Below are 21,580 nucleotides of genomic sequence, written 5' to 3'. Positions count from 1 at the left end.
GGATTGCTAGGGTCGGCTCATGCGGACGCCGACTTCCCCGGGCGGTCCCGGGGAGATCCCCGCGACCCCGGGCGACGGCGTGCCCCGCACCCGCAGCACGGTGGTCCCGAGCGAGGTGTTCGCGGCGCAGTTCCTGTTCCTCACCGGGCTCGCGCTGCCGGTCGTCTCCGCCCTCGTGACGTCGCTGCCGGTGCACGAGGGCTCCTTCACCGCCGGGGTGGTGGTCGCAGGCGTCACGGCCCTCCTGACCGCCATGCTCGGGTCGCTCGGCATCGACCGCGCCGGCTCGACCGTGGTGGCGGCCACCCTCATCGCCGTGCTCGACGTGGTCGTGTGCGGCCTGCTCTACTACGCCACCCCCGGTGCCGGGTTCGCCGTGCTCGCCGTCCTGCCCGTCGCGTGGACGTCGATCCAGCTCCCCGCGCTCTCACGGGCCTGCGTGCTGGGCACGGCGCTCGCAGCGGTCGTCGTCGTGGTGACCGTGCGTGACCTGACCGGCGAGCAGTCGTGGACCACGGCCGTGACCACCCTCCTGAACCTCGCCCTGCTGTTCGCGCTGACGTCGTGGGCGGGCTCGCGCTGGACGGCGCGGAACCGCTCGCAGCGACGCCTGCTGGAGTCCCAGACCCGGCTCGTCGGCTCCGCGCTCGACTCCGCCCGCACGCAGGAGCGCACCCTCGCGGAGGTCCTCGACGTCGTCGACTTCGCCGTCGTCACGCTGGACGCGGACGGGGCGGTGACGGCCAACCGGGCCGCCGAGGCCCTCGCGCGTCGCGTCGGCGCGCCCGACGCGACGGAGGCCGTGCTGCACGCCCCGCTGTACCGGGCCGACGGCACCACGCCGCTCGCCGCGAGCGAGAAGCCGCTGGCGCTCGTCCGCTCGGGCCAGGACGTCGAGGGGCTGCTGGTCCGGCTGGGACCGCCCGGGCCTGCCCAGGTGCCGCTGAGCGTCAGCATCCGCCGCGTCACCGGTCCACGCTCGGACCGCTACGTGTTCGTGGCCCGCGACGTCAGCAAGGAGCTCGCCGACGCCCAGGCCCGCGACGACGCCGTCGCCGCCGTCTCCCACGAGATCAAGACGCCCCTCACCGCCGCGCTCGGCTACCTCGAGCTGGCGCTCGCGGAGCCCGACCTCGGCGACGAGGCCCGCGAGCTCGTCGAGGTGGCGCTCGACAACACCGAGCGGATGCTGGCGCTGTCGCGCGACTTCCTGTCGGCGCGCAGCCGCACCCCCGGTGTGCCCCTGCAGCTGCTGATGGAGCCGTGCCGGCCCAGCGAGCTGGCTCGCAGCGCCGTCGAGGGCGTGCGGCCGCTGGCGACCGAGCGGCTCATCACGGTCCGTCTCGACACCCGCACCGAGTCGACCATCCCGGCTGACCCGCTGCGCCTGCGCCAGGTGCTCGACAACCTGCTGACCAACGCGGTCAAGTACAACCGCTACGACGGGACCATCGACGTCGTGGTCCAGGACGCGCACCGTGCCGACGAGGCGCTCGACCTGCCCGTGGAGCACGACATCGCCAGCGAGGGGGCGGTGGCCGTGCCCGGTGTGGAGATCGTCGTCCGCGACACCGGACGCGGCATGACGGAGGACGAGCTGGCCTCGCTGTTCACCCGCTTCTACCGCACCGACCGCGCCCGCAGCTCCGGCGTGCAGGGCACGGGCCTGGGGCTGAGCATCACCCAGGACATCGTGCGCGCCCACGGCGGCTCCGTCGACATCACGAGCCGGCTCGAGGAGGGCACCACGGTCACCGTGTGGCTCCCCGCTGCGGCCGACGAGAGCGTCGCGCGGGACGTGGCCTGATGTCCGACCTCGACCTCGTGCTCCTGGGCACGGTCGTGCCCTACCTCGCGGTGGCCGTGACCTTCTCGGTCACCACCGCCATGCGGCACAACGACCCCGCCAACCGGCTCTGGGCCGGCGGGCTCATCGCCGCCGCCGGCGCCGCCCTCGCGAGCCTCATCACCAACGACACCGTCCTGAGCTTCGAGACCGACACCGCCGGTGCAGCCTGCGGGGTCGTGGCGATCGGCCTGGTCTGGTCGGGCCTGCGCTGCTTCCGCGGTGCCGTCGCGCTCCCGGTCGCCCCGCTCGTCGTCGCGGTGGGGGTCGTGCTGCTGCGCGGCGGCCTGGAGGCGGTCGGCTCGCCGATCCTGCCCGACGGCTACCTCGCGGCGGCCGGCTTCGCGGTCGCGGGCGTCCTCGAGCTGCGCCGCAGCAGCATGCGCATGAACGTCAACGTCACCCTCCTGCAGGTCGTGCTCGGCCTGTTCGCCGGTGCCGTCGTGGTGAACGTGCTCCTCGGCCGGGTCTACCGCGGCTCGGACCACCTGCCGGCCGTGTTCCTGCTGGTCACCATGCTCGTCCTGCTGCAGCTGCTCGTCGCCATGCGCGCGGAGCGCGAGGGCGCCTGGTGGTCCGAGGACCACGGCACCGGACGAGTGTTCGGTGTGCACAGCCGGGGTCAGTTCGTGGAGGCCGCCGCCGACCGGCTCGGGCGCATCCAGCTGCGCGGCGGGCACGCCGGTCTGGTCCTCGCCGAGATCACCGACCTCGTCGAGCTCAACGAGGCGTTCGGGCGCCGCGGCGGCGACCTCGCGCTCGCGACCGTGGCCGACACGCTGCGCCGTCACGTGCCCGCCTGGTCCGTGCTCGGGTACCTCGGCGTCGGCAGGTTCGCCGTCCTCGCACCCGCGGAGACCCCCGAGCGGACCGCCGAGATCGCCGCCGCGGTCGAGCGCGCCGTCTACACGCGCTCGAACGAGGCCCTCGGCGAGCAGGACGTGCCCGTCCCCGTGCTGTTCGGCACCTCCGACACCTTCACCACCGCGCCCGACCTCGACGCGCTGCTCGCCGAGGCCGGCTACGTCCCGCGCACTTGAGCAGATCTTGAGCAGACCTTGAGGCCGGACCGCCGGGTTTCCTGAGGTCGGCGCCCCAGGATGGGGTGACGCCCACCGTGCAGGAGCCCCTGTGTCCCACGACGCCCTCGGTCCCATGGACCGACACCCCACCGCCTTCGACCTCAGCGACGAGGCGCTGCACCGCGCCCTCGGCACCGCCGTCGAGGAGGTCGCGGGCAGCATCAAGCCGCGCGCGACGGTCGCCTGCGTCGTGCCGTCGTACAACGAGGCCGAGACCATCGCGTCCGTGCTCGACGCGCTCCTGGTGCAGACCCGACTGCCGGACGTCATCCACGTCGTCGTCAACAACACCACCGACGAGACCGTCGAGATCGCCAGCCACTACGCCGGCCAGCACCTCATGGAGCGCCCCGAGGGCACGCAGCTGGTCGAGATCTTCGTGCACGACATCGGCGAGAACCCCGACAAGAAGGTCGGCGCGCTGAACTACGGCTTCTTCCTGGCGGAGGGCTGCGACTACATCATCGGCGTCGACGGCGACACGACGCCCGAGCCGACGGCCGTCAAGGACCTGGTCGACGAGATCACCAGCGACGACCGCATCGGCGGCATCTCGGCGATCTACAGCATCGACGACAGCGCCCTGCCGACGACGATGGCCAAGTTCCTGACGGCCGGCCAGCGCGCGCAGTTCGCCGCCTTCAACATGCAGAACCTGCTGCGCGGCCGCAACATGGCGGTCCTCGGCGGCCAGTTCTCGATCTTCGCCACGCAGGCGCTTCGCGACGTCATGACGCAGACGCACCAGCGGGCCCCGTGGGTCAAGGACAGCGAGGTCGAGGACTCGCTGCTGTCGCTGCAGATCAAGAGCGCCGGCTACCTGACGAAGATCAGCGCCACCGCGCGCGCCCACGTGGGCGGCATGAACACGCTGCGCTCCCTCGACGCCCAGCAGGTCAAGTGGAACTTCGGCGCCATCGAGCTCATGTGGCCCGGCCAGCGCGGCGACACGAAGGGCCAGCCCTTCCACCCCAACCTGCGGCTGCGCTGGTTCGAGCACATGTCGATGGTGCTCAACATCATCACGCGGCTCATGTTCTTCAGCCTGCTGCTCGCGTCGCTCTCGATCCACGCGTTCGTCTTCAGCCCCTGGTGGCTCGTGCCGCCGGTCGTGGCGATCCTGCTGAACTACCGGGTCGCGCGGTCGATGCACTACGGCCACCGGCGCGACATCCTGTTCGCCGTGCTGCTCCTGCCGGCCGAGATCTACATGTGGATCCGTATCGGCCACTTCCTGCGGGCGTGGACGAAGTTCGCGAGCCGCAAGCAGACCGACAACTGGGCCGCCCAGGCCAAGGCCGAGCGCGGCTCGGGCAACAGCTACCTCTACCCCTTCGCGATCGCCCTGCTGGGCTTCGTCGCGGCCGCCGCCGTCTGGTTCCAGGTCCCGATCGACCTGCAGTCCTCCATCCTGGCCGTCGGCTGGCCGATCCTCGGTGTCATCACCGTCGCCCAGACCTTCTGGATGGGCATCAAGATCCTGCGCAACTACCGTGGCTACACGGTCTGAGCGCCTCCTCCATCCCCCTCGTCCTCTCGAAGGAAGCACACCCGTGACCAGCGCACCTCGCCGTCCCCTGCCCGTCGCCCGCGTGACGTCGACCGTCGTCCTCGCCCTCGTGGCGTCGCTGGTCCTCGGCGCGTGCGGCCTCGTCGACCGCGAGCCGGCACCCGCCGCCACCCCGACCGCCACCGCCTCGCGCACGCCGGCGTTCAACTCCCAGTTCACGCGCGACGGCACGTTCCAGTCGCACGTGAAGGTCGGCACCCTCGACTTCGTCTACACGATCTGGCCGACCAAGTCGACGCCGCGCACCAACGAGTGGTACCCCCTGGGCGACAAGTACTTCTCCTTCACGCTGCAGGCCTACGACCTGTCGCGCAGGCTGCGTGACCCGTTCCGCACGAAGCGGCGCGTCTACCTCGGGAAGATCCAGGTGTCGTCGGCCACCACGACCTCCTCGGGCGAGGTCGAGAACCCGTACACGCTCGACGCCGACGCACGACGCATCACCTTCGACCCGGAGCCGGTCGCCTCGCGCTACGGCATGCTCATCACGTCGCCGAAGGGCGCCTTCGAGCTGCGCAACCAGAAGATCGGCCCGCTCGCCGCGGACACCAAGGGCGTGACCCTGACCTTCAAGGCGACGGTGTGGATCCAGCGTCGCGCCGGCAGCCGGGAGTACGTGCCCGAGCTGGTGACGCAGGAGGTCCCGATCGCGATCTTCGCCTCCAAGACCCCCACCGAGGCCCAGAAGATCCCGATCAACGCCAACTGACGCGGGTGCCGGACGAGGACGCCGGGCGGGCTGGACCGCTCAGGCGTCCTCGGCCATGCGGTACCCGACGCCGCGGACCGTCTCGATCCACCGCGGCGTGGTGCTGGAGTCGCCGAGCTTGCGCCGCACGTTCGCCATGTGCACCTCGACGGCGCGTTTGTCGGCCTCGTTGACGAAGTAGGTCGTGACGTAGTTCTGCCCCCGCAGGGTCAGGACGAGGTCGGCCTTGCTGCGCACCCGACGACCGGTCGCCATCAGCGAGGCGACGAGGTCGAACTCGGTCCGGGTCAGGTCGACGGTGCGGCCGTCGACCGTGACCGTGCGGGTGTCGACGTTGACCGCGAGCCCGTTGCAGCGCATCCAGGCGTCGTTGCCGGTCTGGGCCGGCGGCGGCGCACCGGCGTGGACGGCCGGCGCGTGGCTCACCGCGTGCCCGCCCGCCTGGTGGGTCGGATAGGCGGGCCCGGGGTCGAGCGGCGGGGCCACCGGCTGGGGCGCGGCCTGGTAGCGCGGGCCAGGGTCGGTGTACGGAGCCTGCTGCTGCGGGACGTCGCCGTAGCGGGGCTCCGGGTACGCCGGCGCGGGGGGCTGGCGCTCGGCGTAGGTCGGCTCGGGATAGCCCGGCTCGGGGTAGGCGGGCTCGGGACGGGCGGGCTGCACGGGGTAGGAGGCCGGCGCCTGGTGCCGGGCTACGTCCTGGTGGGGCCGCTCGTACGGGGGTGCCTCGACCGGAGGCGGCACCGGACGTGCCTGCGACTGCTGCGGGAGGTCCTGCGTCGCCGACGGCGGCGTCGAGGCGACACCGTTCGGCACGGGCTCGAAGCCCTCGACGTCGACGTGGTGACGCGGTCGGCGCATGACCGACTCGATGCGGGCACGCAGCTCGCGGGGCCGGAACGGCTTCACGAGGTAGTCGTCGGCACCGGAGTCCAGACCCTGCACGACGTCGATCTCGTCGTCGAGTCCGGTGAGCATGATGATGTAGGTGGCGCTGAACTCGCGGATCAGCTTGGCGGCGGCGAACCCGTCCATGCCGGGCATGTTCACGTCGAGCGTCGTGAGCACGGGGTCGTACGCCCGCACCGCCTCGACACCCTCCGGACCGTCCTTCGTCAGGACGACCTCGAACCCGCTCCGGACGAGGATCGTCCGGAGCAGATGCCGGACGTCCGCGTCATCCTCGATGACGACGGCGATCGGCGCGCCACTCTCTCCCATGCCGCGAGCGTAGCAACGACCAGGGCCGCCGCAGACCGAACTGTCCCCGGTGGGGGCGAAGTCACCACCCGGCGGCGCGCGCCAGGTCGAGCGCGCGCTCGTCCCACCACTGCCCCGCGGGGGGCCCGCCGTTGCACGACCCGTCGCTCTCGCCGGGCGGCTTGATCCACAGGAAGGCGTCGAGCGATCCGTCCCCGGCGGCCGGCGTCCGACCCAGCGCGCGACCCGGCGGGTTGCACCACTCGCCGTCCGCGCCGTTGCCGTTGCGGCCCGTGTCGATCACGTAGTGGCTGCCGCCCAGCGCCTGCGAGACGGCCTCTGCGTAGGCCCGTTCCTGGGCGTCGTCGGCGTAGAAGGAGACGTTGGTCGCGAACCCGCGCGCGTCGCCGACGCCCGCGCGCTCGAGCCGCGAGGCCATCTCCTGGGGGTCCACCCAGTCCGAGTGGCCGCCGTCGACGTAGGTCGTGACGTGCGCGTCGGCGAGGGTGTCGACCGCGTCGTGCAGCAGCGCGAGCCGGCTGTCGGCGTCGGCGCACTGTCCTGCGTCGGCCACGGCGTCGGGCTCGAGCACCGCCACGGTCGTGCCGATGCCTCGCGCACCGTCCGCGACGGCACCGACCCAGTCACGGTACGCGTCCGGCGGCAGCCCGCCCGCCGACTCACCGCCCTGGCAGTCGCGGTCGGCGATGCCGTAGACGACGAGCAGCGCCACCCGGTCGGCGTCGCGCGCCGCGGTCGCGATGCGCCGCACGTGCGCCTCGACCTGCTGCTGCGGCCACGCCTCGGGCGTCAGCCAGATCGCCGTGGGCGTCTCGGCCACGCGGCGCAGCACCGTGGCGTCGTCGCCGGACGCGGCCTCGGCCGCCTGGCGCGCCTGCGAGTGCGGGTCGACGTAGACGCGGCCGGATGAGAACGGGTTCGAGCCCTGCGCCCCTGCCGGCCAGAACGGCAGGGAGACCCCGAGCAGGTGCAGCACGACCGAGACCGCCACGGCGGCAGCGACCACCCCGGCGGCCAGCTCCCAGCGACGCGTGTGCGACGACTGCACCTCGGCCCTCCCTCTCGGACCGGCACCCGGTCACGCGCCGAGGATACTGGCCGGTGCCTCGTCGCGCGGGCCGACGGTCCCGACAGATCCAGGACCTTCGGCCCCTGCGAAACCGGGGATCGCGGCGCAGCCCCGCACTAGGATCGCGGTGGGAGACACGAGAGCCGTCCGCCGGCTCCGGAGGGAGATCGTCATGTCCGACGTACGCACGCGGGTGTCCGCACCCCGGCTGCTGCTCGGCATCCTCGCCGTCGTCGCCCTGCTCCTCGGTCTGGTCGCCCCCGTCCAGGCCGACGAGACCGGCCGTGTCCGCGGTGCGATCACCGAGGCCGGTACCGGTCGTCCGGTCAAGGACGTCACGGTCACCGTGTTCGACGCGTCGTGGCGCCAGAAGACGTCGTTCCGCACGAGCGGCGGCTACGCCACCCCGTGGCTGGCTCCCGGCACCTACCACCTGCGCGTGAGCGACCGCCGCCCCCGTTGGGACGTCAACGCCCGCGTCTCCCGCGACGTGAAGGTCGTCGTGCGTGGCGGCAGCACGACCATCGCCAACATCAGCATGGCCCGCGGGGCGAGCATCACCGGCCGCATCTCCAAGGGCCCGGCGAAGCGTCGGGTCCTGGCCGCCGGAGCCCGCGTCACCGCGGTCACGCGTGACGGCACCGCCTACACCGTCACGGCCGACCGCCGCGGCGGGTTCGCGATCGGCGGCCTGCCGGCCGGCAGCTACTCGGTGTTCGTCTGGGACGCCCGCCAGAAGTGGGTGGGCCGCAGCCTGTGGGTCAGCGGGCTGCGCCAGGGCCGCAACCGCGACGTCCGCATGGCCCTCGGCACGCGCGCGGGCACCCTGGTCGGCGACCTCTACGCCGGCCAGTCGGGCGTGCGGTCGGCGGTCACCCTGACCCTCGTCAACCGCACGACCGGACAGTGGTGGGTCGTGCGCGCCCGCGGCGGCGCGTTCACCGCGAAGGGTCTGGCCCCGGGCCGGTACGACGCGATCATCCCGGGCGTGCAGGGCTACGCCGGGGCCCGCGTCCACCTCGCAGGGAGCGTCCGCTCCGGCAGCACCACCGCCACGTCCGCCCGACTCACCCGCGTCGGCGGCCGGCTCATCGGTCAGGTCAAGGACGCCACGTCGAACGAGCCGCTCGCCGGCGTCAAGGCCCTGCTCTTCGACGACAACGGCACGCGCATCGGGTCCGCGACCAGCGAGGCCGACGGGGTGTTCCGGCTCGGTGGCACCCTGCCCACCAAGAGCTGCTGGCTGACGCTCGTGCTGCAGGTCGAGCAGCCCATCAAGGGCCAGAAGTACCACAAGCTCACCGTCTCCGGCCTCGGCTCGAAGATCGGCACCGTCGTCTCGGCCGCCCAGCCGACCGTGGACGGCGGGCCGTGCCGCAGCGTGAACGCACCCTCCGGCGGTGCCTTCGGACTCGTCCGCGACGGGGCTCCCGCGCCCACGCCCACCCCGACGCCCACGCCTACCCCCACGGCCACGCCGAGCCCGACCGCCTCGCCGACGCCGACCGTCTCCCCCACGCCGACCGCCGGCTGACCGCAGCTCGACCAAGCAGCACCACGACGTAGCACCACGACGAGGGGCCCCGGCACGTGTGCCGGGGCCCCTCGTCGTGCGGTGGTCAGCTGAACAGGCTGGTGACCGAGCCGTCCTCGAACACGGCGGCGGTGGCCTGGGCCAGCAGCGGCGCGATGGAGAGCACGGTCAGCGAGTCGAAGCGCTGCTCGTCCGACAGCGGCAGCGTGTTGGTGACGACGACCTCGCGCGCGACCGAGTTCTTGAGCCGGTCGACGGCCGGCCCGGAGAACACGGCGTGCGTCGCGGCGATGATCACGTCGGCGGCGCCGTCGGCCTTGAGCGCCTCGGCCGCCTGGACGATCGTGCCGCCGGTGTCGATGAGGTCGTCGACGAGGATGCAGGTGCGACCCTCGACCTCGCCGACCACGCGGTTGGCCTTGGACTCGTTGGGGCGACGCGGGTCGCGGGTCTTGTGGATGAACGCCAGCGGCGCACCGCCGAGGGCGTTGGCCCACGACTCCGCCACCTTGATGCGGCCCGCGTCGGGCGAGACGACCGCGAGCGGCTGGTCGCCGTAGTTGTTCTTGACGTAGCGGGTGAGGATCGGCATGGCCAGCAGGTGGTCGACCGGGCCGTCGAAGTAGCCCTGGATCTGCGCGGTGTGCAGGTCGACGGTCATCAGCCGGTCGGCGCCGGCAGCAGTGAACAGGTCGGCCATGAGGCGCGCCGAGATCGGCTCGCGACCCAGGTGCTTCTTGTCCTGGCGGGCGTAGCCGTAGAACGGCAGGATCACCGTGATGCGCTTGGCCGACGCGCGCTTGAGGGCGTCGATCATGATGAGCTGCTCCATGATCGCCTCGTTGATCGGCGCAGAGTGGCTCTGGATGACGAAGGCGTCGCTGCCGCGGACCGACTCGTCGAAGCGGACGTAGATCTCGCCGTTGGCGAAGTCGTACGCCGTCGTGGGCACCAGCGGCACCTCGAGCAGGTTCGCGACCTCCTCGGCGAGCACGGGGTGAGCACGACCCGAGAAGAGCATGATCTTCTTGGTCGGCGTCTTCTTGAGCAGGTCACTCACCGGCGGTCTCCTCGGCGGGGTCGTCGACAGGGGCAGCGGCGTCGGCGGAGGGGGTGCCCGGCCGCTTGCGCTGCACCCACCCGTCTATGGTCCTCTGTGACCCCGAGCTCACGGCCAGCGCCCCCGGCGGGACGTCCTCGCGGACGATCGTCCCGGCCCCGGTGAAGGCTCCGTCGCCGATCGTCACAGGTGCCACGAACACGTTGTCCGAGCCGGTGCGGGCGTGCCGGCCGACGACCGTGCGGTGCTTGTGCACACCGTCGTAGTTGGCGGTGATCGTGCCGGCGCCGATGTTCGTGCCCTCGCCGATCTCGGCGTCGCCGACGTAGCTCAGGTGCGGGACCTTGGCACCCTCGCCGAGGGTCGCGTTCTTGACCTCGACGAACGTGCCGATCTTGCCGCGCGCCCCCAGCTCGGCGCCGGGACGCAGGTAGGCGAACGGGCCGACGCTCGCGCCCGCCCCCACCACCGCGTCGGACCCGTGCGTGCGGACGACGCTCGCACCGTCACCGACCTCGACGTTGCGCAGCGTGGTGTCGGGCCCGATCGTGGCCCCCTCCCCCACGGTCGTCGCGCCGAGCAGCTGCGTGCCGGGGTGCAGGACGGTGTCGGCGCCGAGCGTCACGTCGGAGTCGATCCACGTCGTGGCGGGGTCGACGATCGTCACGCCCTGGCGCATCCAGTGCTCGGTGGTGCGCCGGTTCAGCTCGGCGGCCAGCTCAGCCAGCTGCACGCGGTCGTTGACGCCCTTCGTCTGCCAGACGTCCTCCAGCACGTGCGCCCCGACGGGCTGGCACTCGTGGACGGCGCGGTCGACGATGTCGGTGAGGTAGAGCTCGCCCTGGGCGTTGTCGGTGTCGAGCGTGCTGGTGGCGTGGTCGAGGAACACGGCGTCGACCACCATGATCCCGCTGTTCACCTCCCGCACCTGACGCTCGGTCTCGGAGGCATCCTTGTGCTCGCGGATCGCGACGACCGCCCCGTCCGCGTCGCGCAGGATCCGCCCGTAGCCGGTGGGGTCGTCGACGATCGCCGTCAGGATCGTGACGCGACTGCCCGAGCGCTGGTGTCCCTCCAGCAGCTCGACGAGGGTGTCGGGAGACAGCAGAGGGACGTCGCCGTAGGTGATGAGGACCGTGTCGTCGAAGTCCTCGAACGAGGTGCCCTCGGCTTCCAGCTGCGACGCAAGGGTGTCGAGCGCGACCCGCACGGCGTGGCCGGTGCCGCGCTGCTCCTCCTGGACCGCCTGCACGACGCCCGCGTCGTGCGCGGTGACGGCAGCGGACACCTGCTCGCGGTCGTGCCCGACGACGGCGACCACCCGCGCCGCACCGACCTGCCGGACGGCCTGCAGCGCGTGGACGAGCATGCTCCGCCCGCCCAGCTCGTGCAGCACCTTGGCGGTGCGCGACTTCATCCGCGTCCCCGCCCCGGCGGCGAGGACGATCGCGGTCACGGGCGACGAGGAGGTCTCAGGCACGCCCGCCAGTGTACGGAGCCACCCGGCCCACCCGCCCCGTCCACCACCCGGCCCCCGAGCGGCGGGATCCGCTGGTCGAGTAGCCGTCACGGCGAGCGCCAGCGAGCGCGCGACGGCGTTGGAGCCGTCGCAAGAGGGGCGTAGCCGCGACGGAGCGAGACCACCCGGCAACGGCCCGCGCGGGCCGACCCCCAGCGTCTGCTTGGAGCGGTCTCGATACGTCGCTGCCTGCTCCTCCGTCGCGGCATCGACTACTCGACCAGCGAAACCCTCCGCTGGTCGAGTAGCGGCGACGGCGAGCGCCAGCGAGCTCGTCGCTGCGTATCGAGACCACCCGGCAACGGCCCCGCGCGGGCCAACCCCCAGCGTCTGCTCGGAATGGTCTCGATACGCCCGGAGCACGCTCCTTCGTCGCGGCGTCGAGTACTCGACCAGCGGAAGGTTCCGCTGGTCGAGTAGCGGCGACGGCGAGCGCCAGCGAGCTCGTCGGTGCGTATCGAGGCCACCCGGCAACGGCTCAGCGCGGGCCAGTTTCCAGCGACGGCTTGGAGTGGTCTCGATACGTCGGCCCCAGGCTCGTTCCTCGCCGGGACCGACTACTCGACCAGCGGAGGGTTGCGCTGGTCGAGTAGTCCGACCGGCTGGGGGCACCTCCCGCTTGCGGGGGCCGAAGGAGCTCGTCGGTGCGTATCGAGACCACCCGGCAAGGGCCCCGCGCGAACCAACCGAGACCCCACTGTCAACAGGGGTTTTCCGGGTTGGAGGGGGGTGTCGGAGGGGGTCTCTAGGTTGGAGACATGAACCCCACCGACACCCTCCTGGCCGACGCGCTCGATGCGTCGCGGACGGTGTGGGCTGGTGAGGCGGAGCAGGCTCGGGCGGTGCTGCGGTTCGTGGAGACCCGCCGCACCGACGCCCTCGCCCAAGGGTTGAGCGCTCGTCAGGTCGAGGACGCCCGTCAGGTCGCGATCCTGGAAGTCGCCGTCGAGCTCCACGTCGCCACCGCTCTGATCTCGAACCTGGTCTCGTCCACCCGCACCCTGGTGATGGACCTGCCGACCGTGTGGGCTGCTCATGTGCGGGGTGAGGTCGACCGGGCGAAGGCCCGCGAGATCGCCTCGACCGCCTGGAAGCTGCACGCACCCGAGAACATCACCCGGCTGGACGAGACCGTCCTGGCCTACGCCACCACCCACACCCTGGGTCAGTTGAAGGGGTGGCTGCGCCGGTTCCTCGTCCGGGTCGAGCCCGACCGTGCGATCGAGCGCCGCAAGGCCGCCCACGCGGACCGCACCGTCACCATCACCGCCCTGGATGACGGGATGAGCCTGCTGCAGGCCCTCATCCCCACGGTCGACGCCCTCCTGATCGAGCGTGACCTGACCCTGGCCGCGAAAGCCTCCCGTACCCAGACCCTCGACGATGACCGGACGTTGGCGCAGGCCCGCGCCGACGCCCTCGTCGACACCCTCCTGCACAAGGACGAGACCGACACCGCTGACCACGCGCCGGTGAGCACGTCTGGCCGCGGTCGGTTCCACGTCGGGATCACTGTCTCCCTGGCCACCCTCCTCGGCCTGTCGAGTGAGCCGGGCGTCTCCGCTGATGGACAGCACGTCCTCGACCCCGCCCTGATCGCCGAGCTCGCCGCCCAGGACGGAACCCTGTTCTCGCGGTTGTTGACCGACGAGAACGGCGGGATCCTCGACGTCACCGAGCTCGGCCGGTTCCCCACCCAGCCCCTGCGCCGGGCGTTGAACCTCATCGACGGGACCTGTGACGTCCCGGGCTGCACCCGACCCGCCGTCGCGTGCGACGTCGACCACCAGATCCCCTACGACCCCGGACAACCACCCGGACAGCAGCGCGGACCCACCGCCGCAGGCAACCTGCACCACCGCTGCCCACCCCACCACGGACTCAAGACCCGAGGAGCACTCACCGTCAGCCACGACAAGGACGGCAACGCCCACTGGCACCTACCCACCCGCACCATCGAGGCCGAGACCGCGTTCACCCGCGCCTGGAACCGCCGAGACCGCACCATCCAGTTCGTCGAGATCCACCACACCCGCCTCGACCACATCCAGTACCGACCCCGATGAGACAGGCCGCGCTCGCCCAGCGGGGTGCCCGCGTCCGCGTCACCATGGACGCATGAGCGACCCCATCGAGGAGACCACCGACGTCCGGACGCAGGAGGCTCTGCGCTCCCTCGAGAAGGCCCTGGAGGACCCCGAGATCGCGGACGCCTTCCGCGGCGTGCAGGAGCACCTCGGGTCCTTCACCTTCGACCCGGTCGGCACCCTCGACGAGGACTGACCCTGCGGCTCCCCGGGTAGGAGTCGAACCTACGTCGCTTGTCCTGATTCAAAGTCAGGCGGGCCCTGCCGGCAGACCAACCGGGGATTGTCGCGACGCACGGCCACGACGGCCGTCCCAGGCTACCCGAGCGGCCGGACGGCGACCGCGAACGTCCGACGGAACGGCAGGACCGTCCCGTACGGCCGGCGAGGGTAGGCCTCGCGCAGCGCCGCCTGGTACTCCGTGACGAACTGCTCCCGCAGACCGTCCGGCAGCGCCTGCAGGACCGGGCGCGCCCCCGTGCCCTTGACCCACTCGAAGACCGGGTCGTCGCCCGGCAGCACGTGCAGGTACGTCGTCTCCCAGGCGTCGCACGACCAGCCCAGCGACGCGAACAGGTCGAGGTACGTCTGCGGACCCGTCCCCCGCACCGAGAGCACCCCCGCCGTGTGGTCCGCGTACGCGGGACGGTCCGCGACCTCGCGCATCAGCGCATGGCTCGGCGCGTCGGCGTTGTTCGGCACCTGCACGGCGATCGCGCCACCGGGCGTCACGTGCTCCGCCAGACGCCGCAGGACGTCCTCCTGCTCCGGCACCCACTGGAACATCGCGTTCGACGTGATCACGTCCACCGGCCCGTCGGGCGCCCACGTCGTCACGTCCGAGACGACGTACGACGCCTCGGGGTCCTCGTTCGTCGCCGTCGCGCGCGCGACCATCTCCGGCGAGGAGTCGACGCCCAGCACGCGGGCGTCGGGCCAGCGCCCACGCAGCACCGTCGTGAGGTTGCCGGCTCCGCAGCCGAGGTCGACCACCACGTCGGCGTCCGACGGCACCCGGGCGACCAGGTCGACGAACGGACGCCCCCGGTCGTCGGCGAAGCGCAGGTACTGCTCCGGGTCCCACCTCATGCGGAACTCCGCAGCGCCGCCTCGACCTGCGCGGCCACCGACATCAGGAGCGGGTCCTGCTCGCGGCGAGCGACGAGCTGGACGGCCAGCGGGAGCCCCCGCTTGCGCGACCGGCCGACCGGGAGCGAGACCGCCGGCAGCCCCGCGTGGTTCCACTGCGCCGTGTACGGGTAGAACGCGTTCATGCCGAGCACGGTGCGCAGGCCGCCCTTGCCCGCGAAGTGCCCGACGGGCAGGGCCGGACCGCTCATGACGGGCGACAGGAGCACGTCGACGCCGAGCCGGTCGAGCACCGTCGAGCCGAACCGGTGCCCGGCGCGCTGCGCCCACGCCACGGCCGACGGGCCGAAGGGGCGGCCGAGGCGCGCCACCTGACGCGTGCGGGGCTCGAGCAACGACGGGTCGTCGACGCGCGACGCCGACTCGGCGATGCCGGCGAGGTAGCGCACGGTGAGCGCCTTCGCGTCGAGACCGTACGGCACCTTGACGGTGGTGACCTCGTGCCCGAGCCCGTCGAGCAGGCCCGCCACGTGGTCGACGGCCGACTTCACGTCGCGGTGCAGCGGCTCGGGACGCCCTGCGGCCGCAGCGCTGGTCGTCACGCCGATCCTGAGCGTCCGTGGAGCCGTGTCAGCCGCGTGCGCGAGCGCGCCGGGAGCACCGTGCCCCACCGCGTCGAGGTAGACGGCGGTGTCGCGCACCGTCGGGGTCACGCAGCCCTGCGTCGAGAGACCGTGCCAACCCCCCGAGCCAGGCACGAACCCGTGGGTCGTCTTGAACCCGACGAGACCACAGCTCGCCGCGGGGATGCGGATCGAGCCGGCACCGTCGGACGCCGTCGCCACCCCGACCGCGCCCGCGGCGACGAGCGCGGCCGACCCTCCGGACGAGCCCCCGGGCGTGCGGTCGAGGTCGTGCGGGTTGCGCGTCACGCCCCGGGCCGCCGACTCGGTGAACCCGTAGATCGCGAGCTCGGGGAGCGTCGTCGTGGCCACCGGGACGGCACCCGCCGCGAGCAGCGCCTCGACGAGCGGGCCGTCCTGGCGCGCCACCTGGGTGACCGCCCGCGACCCCAGCCCGGTCACCCGTCCAGCGAGGTCGACGTCGTTCTTGATGGCGACGGGCACGCCGAGCAGCGGCCCCGTCTCGCCGCGGGCGATCCGCGCGTCGGCCTCCGTCGAGGCGTCGAACGCCTCGTCGGCGAGCAGCTCGACGACGGCGTTCACCCGGGCGTCCTCACGCTCGATCGCGTCCAGCGTGGCGATGGTCAGCTCGCGCGCGGACACCGTGCGGTCGCGCAGCAGCGGAACGAGGGTGGCCGGGCCACGGCCCACGAGGTCGTCGACGTCCATGGGCGACACCGTAGGCCCCCACCGGCTCGACAACAATCTCGACATCAAGATTCTTAACGAACTACAGTGTCGCCATGGGTGCTGACGAGCTCGACGAGGTCGACGGCATCGTCGCGGCCTGGCAGCGCGAGCGCCCCGACCTCGACACGCGCCCCATGCAGGTGCTCAGCCGGGTGACCCGTCTCGCCCGCCACCTCGACCGCGCGCGCCGGGCGGCGTTCGCGGCCCACGCGCTCGAGCCGTGGGAGTTCGACGTGCTGTCCGCCCTGCGCCGGTCGGGTCCGCCCTACCAGCTCTCCCCCGGCCGGCTCGTCACCGAGACCATGGTCACGAGCGGCACGATGACGAACCGCGTCGACCGGCTCGCGGGGCGCGGGCTCGTCGCCCGCGAGGCCGACCCGGGCGACCGGCGGGGCGTGCTCGTCACCCTCACGCCCGCGGGGCGCGCAGCCGTCGACGCCGCCCTCGACGAGCTCCTCGAGCAGGAGCGCTCGCTGCTGTCGAGCCTCGACCCGGACGACGCGGACACGCTGGCCGCGTCGTTGCGCACGCTGGCCCGCCACGTCTGACCCGACGTCGGATCAGTCGGCGACCTCGAGCCACCGCTCCTCCAGGCGCTCGCGCTCCGCGACGACCTCCGCGTGCTCCGCGGAGAGCGGCACGAGTCGGGCCGGCTCGGTCGCCGCCTCCACCATGCGTCGCTCGAGGTCGGCCTCCTGCGCGCTCAGCCGCTCGATCTGCCGCTCCAGGCGGGCCGCCTCCTTCCGCGCCTGACGGTCCTGGGCGGAGCCGCTGCCCGGCGACCCGGCCGGGACGGTGGGCGATGCCGGCGCGGGAGCGGGCACATCGGACCCCGCGGGCTGGGCGGACCGACGCAGCCGCAGGTACTCGTCGACGCCGCCCGGCAGGTGCCGCAGCCGGCCGTCCAGCACCGCGTACTGGTGGTCGGTCACCCGCTCCAGCAGGTAGCGGTCGTGGCTGACGACGAGCAGCGTGCCGGGCCACGTGTCGAGCAGGTCCTCGATCGCCGCCAGCATGTCGGTGTCCATGTCGTTGGTCGGCTCGTCGAGGATCAGCACGTTCGGCTCGTCGAGCAGGGTGAGCAGCAGCTGCAGGCGACGGCGCTGGCCGCCCGACAGGTCCTTGACCCGGTTCGAGAGCTGGGCGCTGGAGAACCCGAGCCGCTCGAGCATCTGCGACGGGGTCACCTCCGCCCCGTCGGCCTGGTAGCTGGCGCGCCGCGACGCCACGACGTCGCGCACGCGGTCGTCGGCGATCGCGTCGAGCTCCGTCAACGCCTGCGTCAGCGTGGCCACGCGGACCGTCGTGCCGCGCTTCACCCGACCGCGCGAAGGCTGCAGCCGGCCGGCGACGAGCGAGAGCAGCGTGCTCTTGCCGGCGCCGTTGGGGCCCAGGATGCCGGTCCGCTCCCCCGGCGCGATCCGCCACTCGACGTGCGAGAGCACCTCGCGGTCGCCGAAGGAGACCGACACGTCGAGCAGGTCGACGACGTCCTTGCCGAGCCGCGCCGTCGCGACCCGCCGCAGCTCGACGCTGTCGCGCACGGGCGGCTCGCGCTCGATCAGCTCGTTGGCCGCGTCGATGCGGAACTTCGGCTTCGACGTGCGGGCCGGCGCGCCGCGCCGCAGCCACGCCAGCTCCTTGCGCAGGAGGTTCTGCCGACGCGACTCGGCCGCAGCGGCCTGGCGGTCGCGCTCGACGCGCTGCAGCACGTAGGCGGCGTACCCGCCCTCGAACGGCTCCACAACCGCGTCGTGGACCTCCCAGGTGTCGGTGCACACCTCGTCGAGGAACCAGCGGTCGTGCGTGACCACCACGAAGGCGCCCTGCCCCGACGCGAACCGCGCGTTCAGGTGGGCGGCCAGCCAGGTGACGCCCTCGACGTCGAGGTGGTTGGTGGGCTCGTCGAGGAACAGCACGTCGTGCTCGTCGACGAGGACGGCGGCGAGCGACACGCGGCGACGCTGGCCGCCGCTGAGGCCGGCGACGGGACCGTCCCAGTCGACGTCGCCGAGCAGCCCGGCGACGACGTCGCGCACCCGCGGGTCGCCCGCCCACACGTGCTCGGCGGTGTCACCGACGACGGTCTGCGCGACCGTGAGCCCGGGGTCGAGCGTGTCGGACTGGTCGACGTAGCCGACGCGCAGGTCGCGACGCCACGTGACCCGGCCCTCGTCGGGCTCGAGCCGACGTGCCAGCACCCGCATCAACGTCGACTTGCCGTCGCCGTTGCGGCCGACGACGCCGACGCGCTGCCCCTCGGCCAGGCCGAGGGTGACGTCGTCGAGGACGTCCTTCGTCGGGAACGACAGCTGCAGCCCCTCGCCGCCGATGAGCGGGGTCCGACGGCTGGCCGGTGCGGCCACCTCAGACCACCCGCACGCCGGGCACGGGCCCGATCGACTGGACGACGTCGGCGCAGCGCCCCGTGCCGGCGAGCGCGATCGCGATGTCGAGGCTCTGCTGCTCGTCGGCGGCGAGGAACACGCACGTGGGGCCGGAGCCGGACACCAGCGCGCCGAGCGCACCGGCCTCCACCCCCACCTCGAGGGTCTGGGCCAGGTCGGGCCGCAGCGAGAGCGCGGCCTCCGTGAGGTCGTTGGAGAGGGCGGCCCCGAGCGCGACGGCGTCGCCCGAGCGCAGGGCCGCGAGCAGCGCGTCGGGGACCTCGGGCGTCGCCAGCTCCCGGTCGGCGTTCAGCCGGTCGAACTCGGCGTACACCGAGGCCGTCGACAGTCCGATGCCGGACACGGCGACGACCCAGTGGTAGGAGCCACGCGCCAGGACCGGGCTGACCAGCTCGCCGCGTCCGCCGCCGATCGCGTTGCCGCCGTGCAGGAGGAACGGCACGTCGCTGCCGAGACCGGCCGCGACCGGCTCGAGCTCGTGCCGCGACCACCCGAGACCCCACACGTCGTTGCACGCGACGAGCGTCGCCGCAGCGTCGGCCGAGCCGCCGGCCATGCCACCGGCCACCGGGATCGCCTTGCGGATCACGAGATCGACGCCGGCCTCGACGCCCGTCTGCTCACGCAGCGCGAGCGCGGCGCGCACGGCGAGGTTGTCCCGACCGCGCGGCACGAGCGACGCCTCGGTCTCGGCGCCCGGGACGTCGCTGGTCGTCTCGACCGTCACCTCGCCGGTGTCGTTCGCCGTCGCCCGGACCTCGTCGTAGAGGTCGACGGCCTGGTAGACCGTCGCGAGCGGGTGGAAGCCGTCCTCACGGACGCCGCCGACGCCGAGGGCCAGGTTGATCTTGGCTGGCACGCGCACGCTGACGGTTCTCACCGCACCAACCTACCGATCCGCTCAGCCGAGGGCAGCGGCGATCCGCGCGAACGCCACGACGTCGAGCTGCTCACCCCTGGCCTGCGGGTCGACGTCGGCCGCGCGCAGGGCCACCTCGGCCGCCGCGCCGGAGCCTGCGAGGCCGGAGAGCGCGGCCCTCAGCGTCTTGCGACGCTGCGCGAAGGCGGCGTCGACGACGCGGAAGGTGGCACGCCGTAGGTCGTCGTCGCCGGGCGTGCCCCGCCGGCGCAGCGACACGAGCGCGGAGTCGACGTTCGGCACGGGCCAGAACACCTGACGTCCGACCGTGCCCGCGAGGGCGACGTCGCAGTACCAGGCCGCCTTGACGCTCGGGACGCCGTAGGTGCGGGAGCCGGGAGGCGCCGCGAGCCGGTGGGCCACCTCGGCCTGCACCATGACGAGCACCGACGCGAGCGTCTCGAAGCGCTCCAGCAGGTGCAGCAGCACCGGGACCGACACGTTGTAGGGCAGGTTCGCGACCAGCGCGGTGGGCGTGGGGCCGGGAAGCTCCTCGACGCGCATCGCGTCGGCCAGGACGAGGTCGAGACGCTCGACGTGACCCGGTGCCTGCTCGGCGACGGTGGTCGGCAGCCGCTGGGCGAGGACCGGGTCGACCTCGACGGCCACGACGTGCCGGGCGACCTCGAGCAGCGCCAGGGTCAGCGAACCGAGACCGGGACCGACCTCGACGACGACGTCGTCGGGGCCGATCCCGGAGTCGCGGACGATACGGCGCACGGTGTTGCCGTCGACCACGAAGTTCTGGCCACGCTGCTTGGTGGGCCGCAGTCCGATCGCGTCAGCGATGCGTCGGACGTCGGCCGCACCCAGCAGCGAGACCGGGGTGGGCGGGGTGCCGCTCAGTGCACACCGACCTTCGCGGCGCAGGACCACTGGCCCCAGCCGGAGCGCTGCTGCAGGATCTTCGCGTACTTGATCTGCACCTCGCGGCTGTTCTCGTGCGGGAGGCCGGGGCCGCCGACGCTGTGCCACGTGGCGGCGCTGAACTGCAGTCCGCCGTAGTAGCCGTTGCCGGTGTTGATGCTCCAGTTGCCGCCGGACTCGCACTGCGCGATGCGGTCCCAGACGCTGTCGTCGCCGACCGCAGGGGCCGACTCGGGAGCCGCGGCCGCCAGCGTGGTCTCTTCGGGCTCGGGCTCCTTCGTGCCGCGGAGCACGACGCGCTTGCTGCCCTCGTCGGCGACCTTCTGGGTCAGCACGAGGGTCGAGCGGACCTTGCCGTTCGCGCGGGTGACGAGCACCTTCTGCTGCACGACGCGCGGGGCGCCGGCGCGCAGCACCTTCTCCGTGCCCTTCTCCAGGGTGTCGTCCTCGCGGACCTCCGTCTGCGGGGCGGTGCGCACCGTGCGGGCGGTGTCGACCATGCGCACCCGCACGACGTCGACGCGCTCGCCCGGCTTGACCAGGGCGGCTTCGCCGAGCGCGTCGCCGGCGCGGACCTCGTCGGCGGCACCGAGACGTACGCCGGCCTCCTCGAGCACCTCGCCCGCGGTGGGGGCGGCGCTCGTGACGGTCTTCTTGCGGCCGTCGGCGCGGACGGTGAGCTTCTTGGGGTTGGAGACGACCACGGTCGACGCGGTGTCGTCGAGGCGCGTGTCCTTCGCGGCGTTGACCTCGGCACCCTTGCGGGGCGAGACGTCGAGCTCGTCGAGGACGTCGCCGACGGTGGCGGCGTGCAGCCGCTCACGACGCACGGTGCCGTCGACGGCGACCGTGACGTCCTTGGCGTAGCGGACCTTGATCGTGTCGCCGTCGGAGACCGACGCGGTCGGCTCGGCGTCGACGGCGGCGTCCTTCGTGCGGACGTCGTGGCTCTTGAGCAGCGACCCGACGGAGGTGCCGAAGGTGCGGACGGTGTCCTTGCGGCCGTCGACGTCGAGGGTCACGGTCTTGGAGAGGCTGCCGTAGGCGGCGACGCCGGCTCCGAGAACGAGGAGGACGGCCAGGTTGAGGGCGATGACGACGCGCTTCGTGGTCTGGCGGTGGCGGCGCCGAGTGGCGTCCGCGGAGTCCTGGGGGGTGGTCTGAGGGGTGTTCTGTCGAGGGTGGTGCACTGCTTTCCTCTGGTCGGGGACAAGGTCAGCTGGAGATGGG

Annotated in this window: 18 protein-coding genes and 1 tRNA gene; 8 read left to right on the top strand and 11 right to left on the bottom strand. The window is 72.7% G+C overall.

All coding sequences use genetic code 11. The features are described from left to right. Positions 1-19: 19 nt before the first annotated feature. The 4 genes from Aeryth_RS04810 to Aeryth_RS04795 all read left to right on the top strand — a co-directional run bounded on the left by Aeryth_RS04810 (position 20) and on the right by Aeryth_RS04795 (position 5,207). Entirely contained in the window at positions 20-1,807 is a 1,788-nt protein-coding gene (locus tag Aeryth_RS04810; protein WP_067855362.1) for a sensor histidine kinase, read from the top strand. Further along, the gene (locus Aeryth_RS04805; protein ID WP_067855359.1) at positions 1,807-2,886 is read left to right on the top strand and encodes a GGDEF domain-containing protein; all 1,080 of its coding nucleotides are present in this window, start codon (positions 1,807-1,809) and stop codon (positions 2,884-2,886) included. Before Aeryth_RS04810 ends, Aeryth_RS04805 begins: the two co-directional genes overlap by 1 nt. A gap of 115 nt (positions 2,887-3,001) precedes the next feature. Further along, a complete protein-coding gene (locus tag Aeryth_RS04800; RefSeq protein ID WP_067861353.1) occupies positions 3,002-4,438 on the top strand; it encodes a glycosyltransferase family 2 protein in 1,437 nt (478 codons plus the stop codon). Positions 4,439-4,481: 43 nt separating this feature from the next. Next, a complete protein-coding gene (locus tag Aeryth_RS04795; protein WP_067855356.1) occupies positions 4,482-5,207 on the top strand; it encodes a hypothetical protein in 726 nt (241 codons plus the stop codon). 39 nt (positions 5,208-5,246) lie between these two features. On the opposite strand, the gene Aeryth_RS04790 is transcribed toward Aeryth_RS04795, so the two are convergent. Together Aeryth_RS04790 and Aeryth_RS04785 are read right to left on the bottom strand one after the other, a co-directional pair. After that, positions 5,247-6,425, bottom strand: a complete 1,179-nt coding sequence (locus Aeryth_RS04790; RefSeq protein ID WP_067855353.1) for a response regulator transcription factor — start codon at positions 6,423-6,425, stop codon at positions 5,247-5,249. A 61-nt stretch (positions 6,426-6,486) separates the two neighbouring features. Continuing rightward, entirely contained in the window at positions 6,487-7,473 is a 987-nt protein-coding gene (locus tag Aeryth_RS04785) for a glycoside hydrolase family 6 protein (RefSeq protein ID WP_067855350.1), read from the bottom strand. Positions 7,474-7,666: 193 nt separating this feature from the next. Here Aeryth_RS04785 and Aeryth_RS18105 point away from each other — a divergent pair, with 193 nt between their 5' ends. Further along, positions 7,667-9,028 (top strand): MSCRAMM family protein, encoded by a 1,362-nt coding sequence (locus tag Aeryth_RS18105; protein WP_067855347.1) that lies wholly within the window; start codon positions 7,667-7,669, stop codon positions 9,026-9,028. A gap of 85 nt (positions 9,029-9,113) precedes the next feature. Here Aeryth_RS18105 and Aeryth_RS04775 read toward each other — a convergent pair whose 3' ends face one another. Together Aeryth_RS04775 and glmU are read right to left on the bottom strand one after the other, a co-directional pair. After that, on the bottom strand, positions 9,114-10,079 hold the full coding sequence (locus tag Aeryth_RS04775) for a ribose-phosphate diphosphokinase (RefSeq protein WP_083516573.1): 966 nt from the start codon (positions 10,077-10,079) through the stop codon (positions 9,114-9,116). Position 10,080: 1 nt separating this feature from the next. Next, a complete protein-coding gene (gene glmU, locus Aeryth_RS04770; RefSeq protein WP_144433666.1) occupies positions 10,081-11,568 on the bottom strand; it encodes a bifunctional UDP-N-acetylglucosamine diphosphorylase/glucosamine-1-phosphate N-acetyltransferase GlmU in 1,488 nt (495 codons plus the stop codon). Positions 11,569-12,365: 797 nt separating this feature from the next. Here glmU and Aeryth_RS04765 point away from each other — a divergent pair. Both Aeryth_RS04765 and Aeryth_RS17845 read left to right on the top strand, forming a co-directional pair. After that, on the top strand, positions 12,366-13,673 hold the full coding sequence (locus tag Aeryth_RS04765) for an HNH endonuclease signature motif containing protein (protein WP_067855344.1): 1,308 nt from the start codon (positions 12,366-12,368) through the stop codon (positions 13,671-13,673). A 52-nt stretch (positions 13,674-13,725) separates the two neighbouring features. Further along, the gene (locus Aeryth_RS17845) at positions 13,726-13,890 is read left to right on the top strand and encodes a hypothetical protein (protein ID WP_158509177.1); all 165 of its coding nucleotides are present in this window, start codon (positions 13,726-13,728) and stop codon (positions 13,888-13,890) included. A gap of 8 nt (positions 13,891-13,898) precedes the next feature. Here the strand turns inward: Aeryth_RS17845 and Aeryth_RS04760 are convergent. From Aeryth_RS04760 to Aeryth_RS04750, 3 genes are all read right to left on the bottom strand, one after another. Further along, positions 13,899-13,977 (bottom strand) — tRNA-Gln (locus Aeryth_RS04760). A 35-nt stretch (positions 13,978-14,012) separates the two neighbouring features. Further along, positions 14,013-14,783, bottom strand: coding sequence for a methyltransferase domain-containing protein (locus Aeryth_RS04755; protein WP_067855340.1), 771 nt, complete (start codon positions 14,781-14,783; stop codon positions 14,013-14,015). Next, on the bottom strand, positions 14,780-16,135 hold the full coding sequence (locus Aeryth_RS04750; RefSeq protein WP_067855337.1) for an amidase: 1,356 nt from the start codon (positions 16,133-16,135) through the stop codon (positions 14,780-14,782). Before Aeryth_RS04750 ends, Aeryth_RS04755 begins: the two co-directional genes overlap by 4 nt. Before the next feature lie 74 nt (positions 16,136-16,209). On the opposite strand from Aeryth_RS04750, the gene Aeryth_RS04745 reads away from it, so the two are divergent. After that, positions 16,210-16,704 (top strand): MarR family winged helix-turn-helix transcriptional regulator, encoded by a 495-nt coding sequence (locus Aeryth_RS04745; RefSeq protein ID WP_067855334.1) that lies wholly within the window; start codon positions 16,210-16,212, stop codon positions 16,702-16,704. A gap of 12 nt (positions 16,705-16,716) precedes the next feature. On the opposite strand, the gene Aeryth_RS04740 is transcribed toward Aeryth_RS04745, so the two are convergent. From Aeryth_RS04740 to Aeryth_RS18505, 4 genes are read right to left on the bottom strand one after another with little or no spacing between them, the layout of a single operon-like run. Beyond that, positions 16,717-18,522 carry an ABC-F family ATP-binding cassette domain-containing protein gene (locus Aeryth_RS04740; RefSeq protein ID WP_067855331.1) on the bottom strand — a complete coding sequence of 602 codons (1,806 nt, stop codon included), beginning with the start codon at positions 18,520-18,522 and terminating at the stop codon, positions 16,717-16,719. Position 18,523: 1 nt separating this feature from the next. Then, positions 18,524-19,444: a 4-(cytidine 5'-diphospho)-2-C-methyl-D-erythritol kinase gene (locus Aeryth_RS04735; protein ID WP_067855329.1), complete on the bottom strand. Its 921-nt coding sequence runs from the start codon at positions 19,442-19,444 to the stop codon at positions 18,524-18,526. 21 nt (positions 19,445-19,465) lie between these two features. Then, positions 19,466-20,353 (bottom strand): 16S rRNA (adenine(1518)-N(6)/adenine(1519)-N(6))-dimethyltransferase RsmA, encoded by an 888-nt coding sequence (gene rsmA / locus Aeryth_RS04730; RefSeq protein ID WP_417864596.1) that lies wholly within the window; start codon positions 20,351-20,353, stop codon positions 19,466-19,468. Next, on the bottom strand, positions 20,326-21,540 hold the full coding sequence (locus tag Aeryth_RS18505; protein WP_067855325.1) for a resuscitation-promoting factor: 1,215 nt from the start codon (positions 21,538-21,540) through the stop codon (positions 20,326-20,328). The genes rsmA and Aeryth_RS18505 overlap by 28 nt, the downstream gene beginning before the upstream one ends. Between the last annotated feature and the right edge of the window lie 40 nt (positions 21,541-21,580).

Origin of the sequence: Aeromicrobium erythreum, assembly GCF_001509405.1 — a bacterium.
In the GTDB taxonomy this organism is placed as follows: Bacteria; Actinomycetota; Actinomycetes; order Propionibacteriales; family Nocardioidaceae; genus Aeromicrobium; species Aeromicrobium erythreum.
The sequence above is the reverse complement of the archived record's forward strand: the minus strand, read 5'-3'. Positions and strand labels throughout refer to the sequence as shown.

What these genes read in the sequence shown, in the direction of transcription:
- Aeryth_RS04755 (WP_067855340.1), bottom strand. Translation starts at nt 14,783, where the DNA reads ATGAGGTGGGACCCGGAGCAGTACCTGCGCTTCGCCGACGACCGGGGG.
- Aeryth_RS04790 (WP_067855353.1), bottom strand. Translation starts at nt 6,425, where the DNA reads ATGGGAGAGAGTGGCGCGCCGATCGCCGTCGTCATCGAGGATGACGCG.
- Aeryth_RS04800 (WP_067861353.1), top strand. Translation starts at nt 3,002, where the DNA reads ATGGACCGACACCCCACCGCCTTCGACCTCAGCGACGAGGCGCTGCAC.
- Aeryth_RS04810 (WP_067855362.1), top strand. Translation starts at nt 20, where the DNA reads ATGCGGACGCCGACTTCCCCGGGCGGTCCCGGGGAGATCCCCGCGACC.
- Aeryth_RS17845 (WP_158509177.1), top strand. Translation starts at nt 13,726, where the DNA reads ATGAGCGACCCCATCGAGGAGACCACCGACGTCCGGACGCAGGAGGCT.
- Aeryth_RS04745 (WP_067855334.1), top strand. Translation starts at nt 16,210, where the DNA reads ATGGGTGCTGACGAGCTCGACGAGGTCGACGGCATCGTCGCGGCCTGG.
- Aeryth_RS18105 (WP_067855347.1), top strand. Translation starts at nt 7,667, where the DNA reads ATGTCCGACGTACGCACGCGGGTGTCCGCACCCCGGCTGCTGCTCGGC.
- Aeryth_RS04750 (WP_067855337.1), bottom strand. Translation starts at nt 16,135, where the DNA reads ATGGACGTCGACGACCTCGTGGGCCGTGGCCCGGCCACCCTCGTTCCG.
- Aeryth_RS04805 (WP_067855359.1), top strand. Translation starts at nt 1,807, where the DNA reads ATGTCCGACCTCGACCTCGTGCTCCTGGGCACGGTCGTGCCCTACCTC.
- Aeryth_RS04765 (WP_067855344.1), top strand. Translation starts at nt 12,366, where the DNA reads ATGAACCCCACCGACACCCTCCTGGCCGACGCGCTCGATGCGTCGCGG.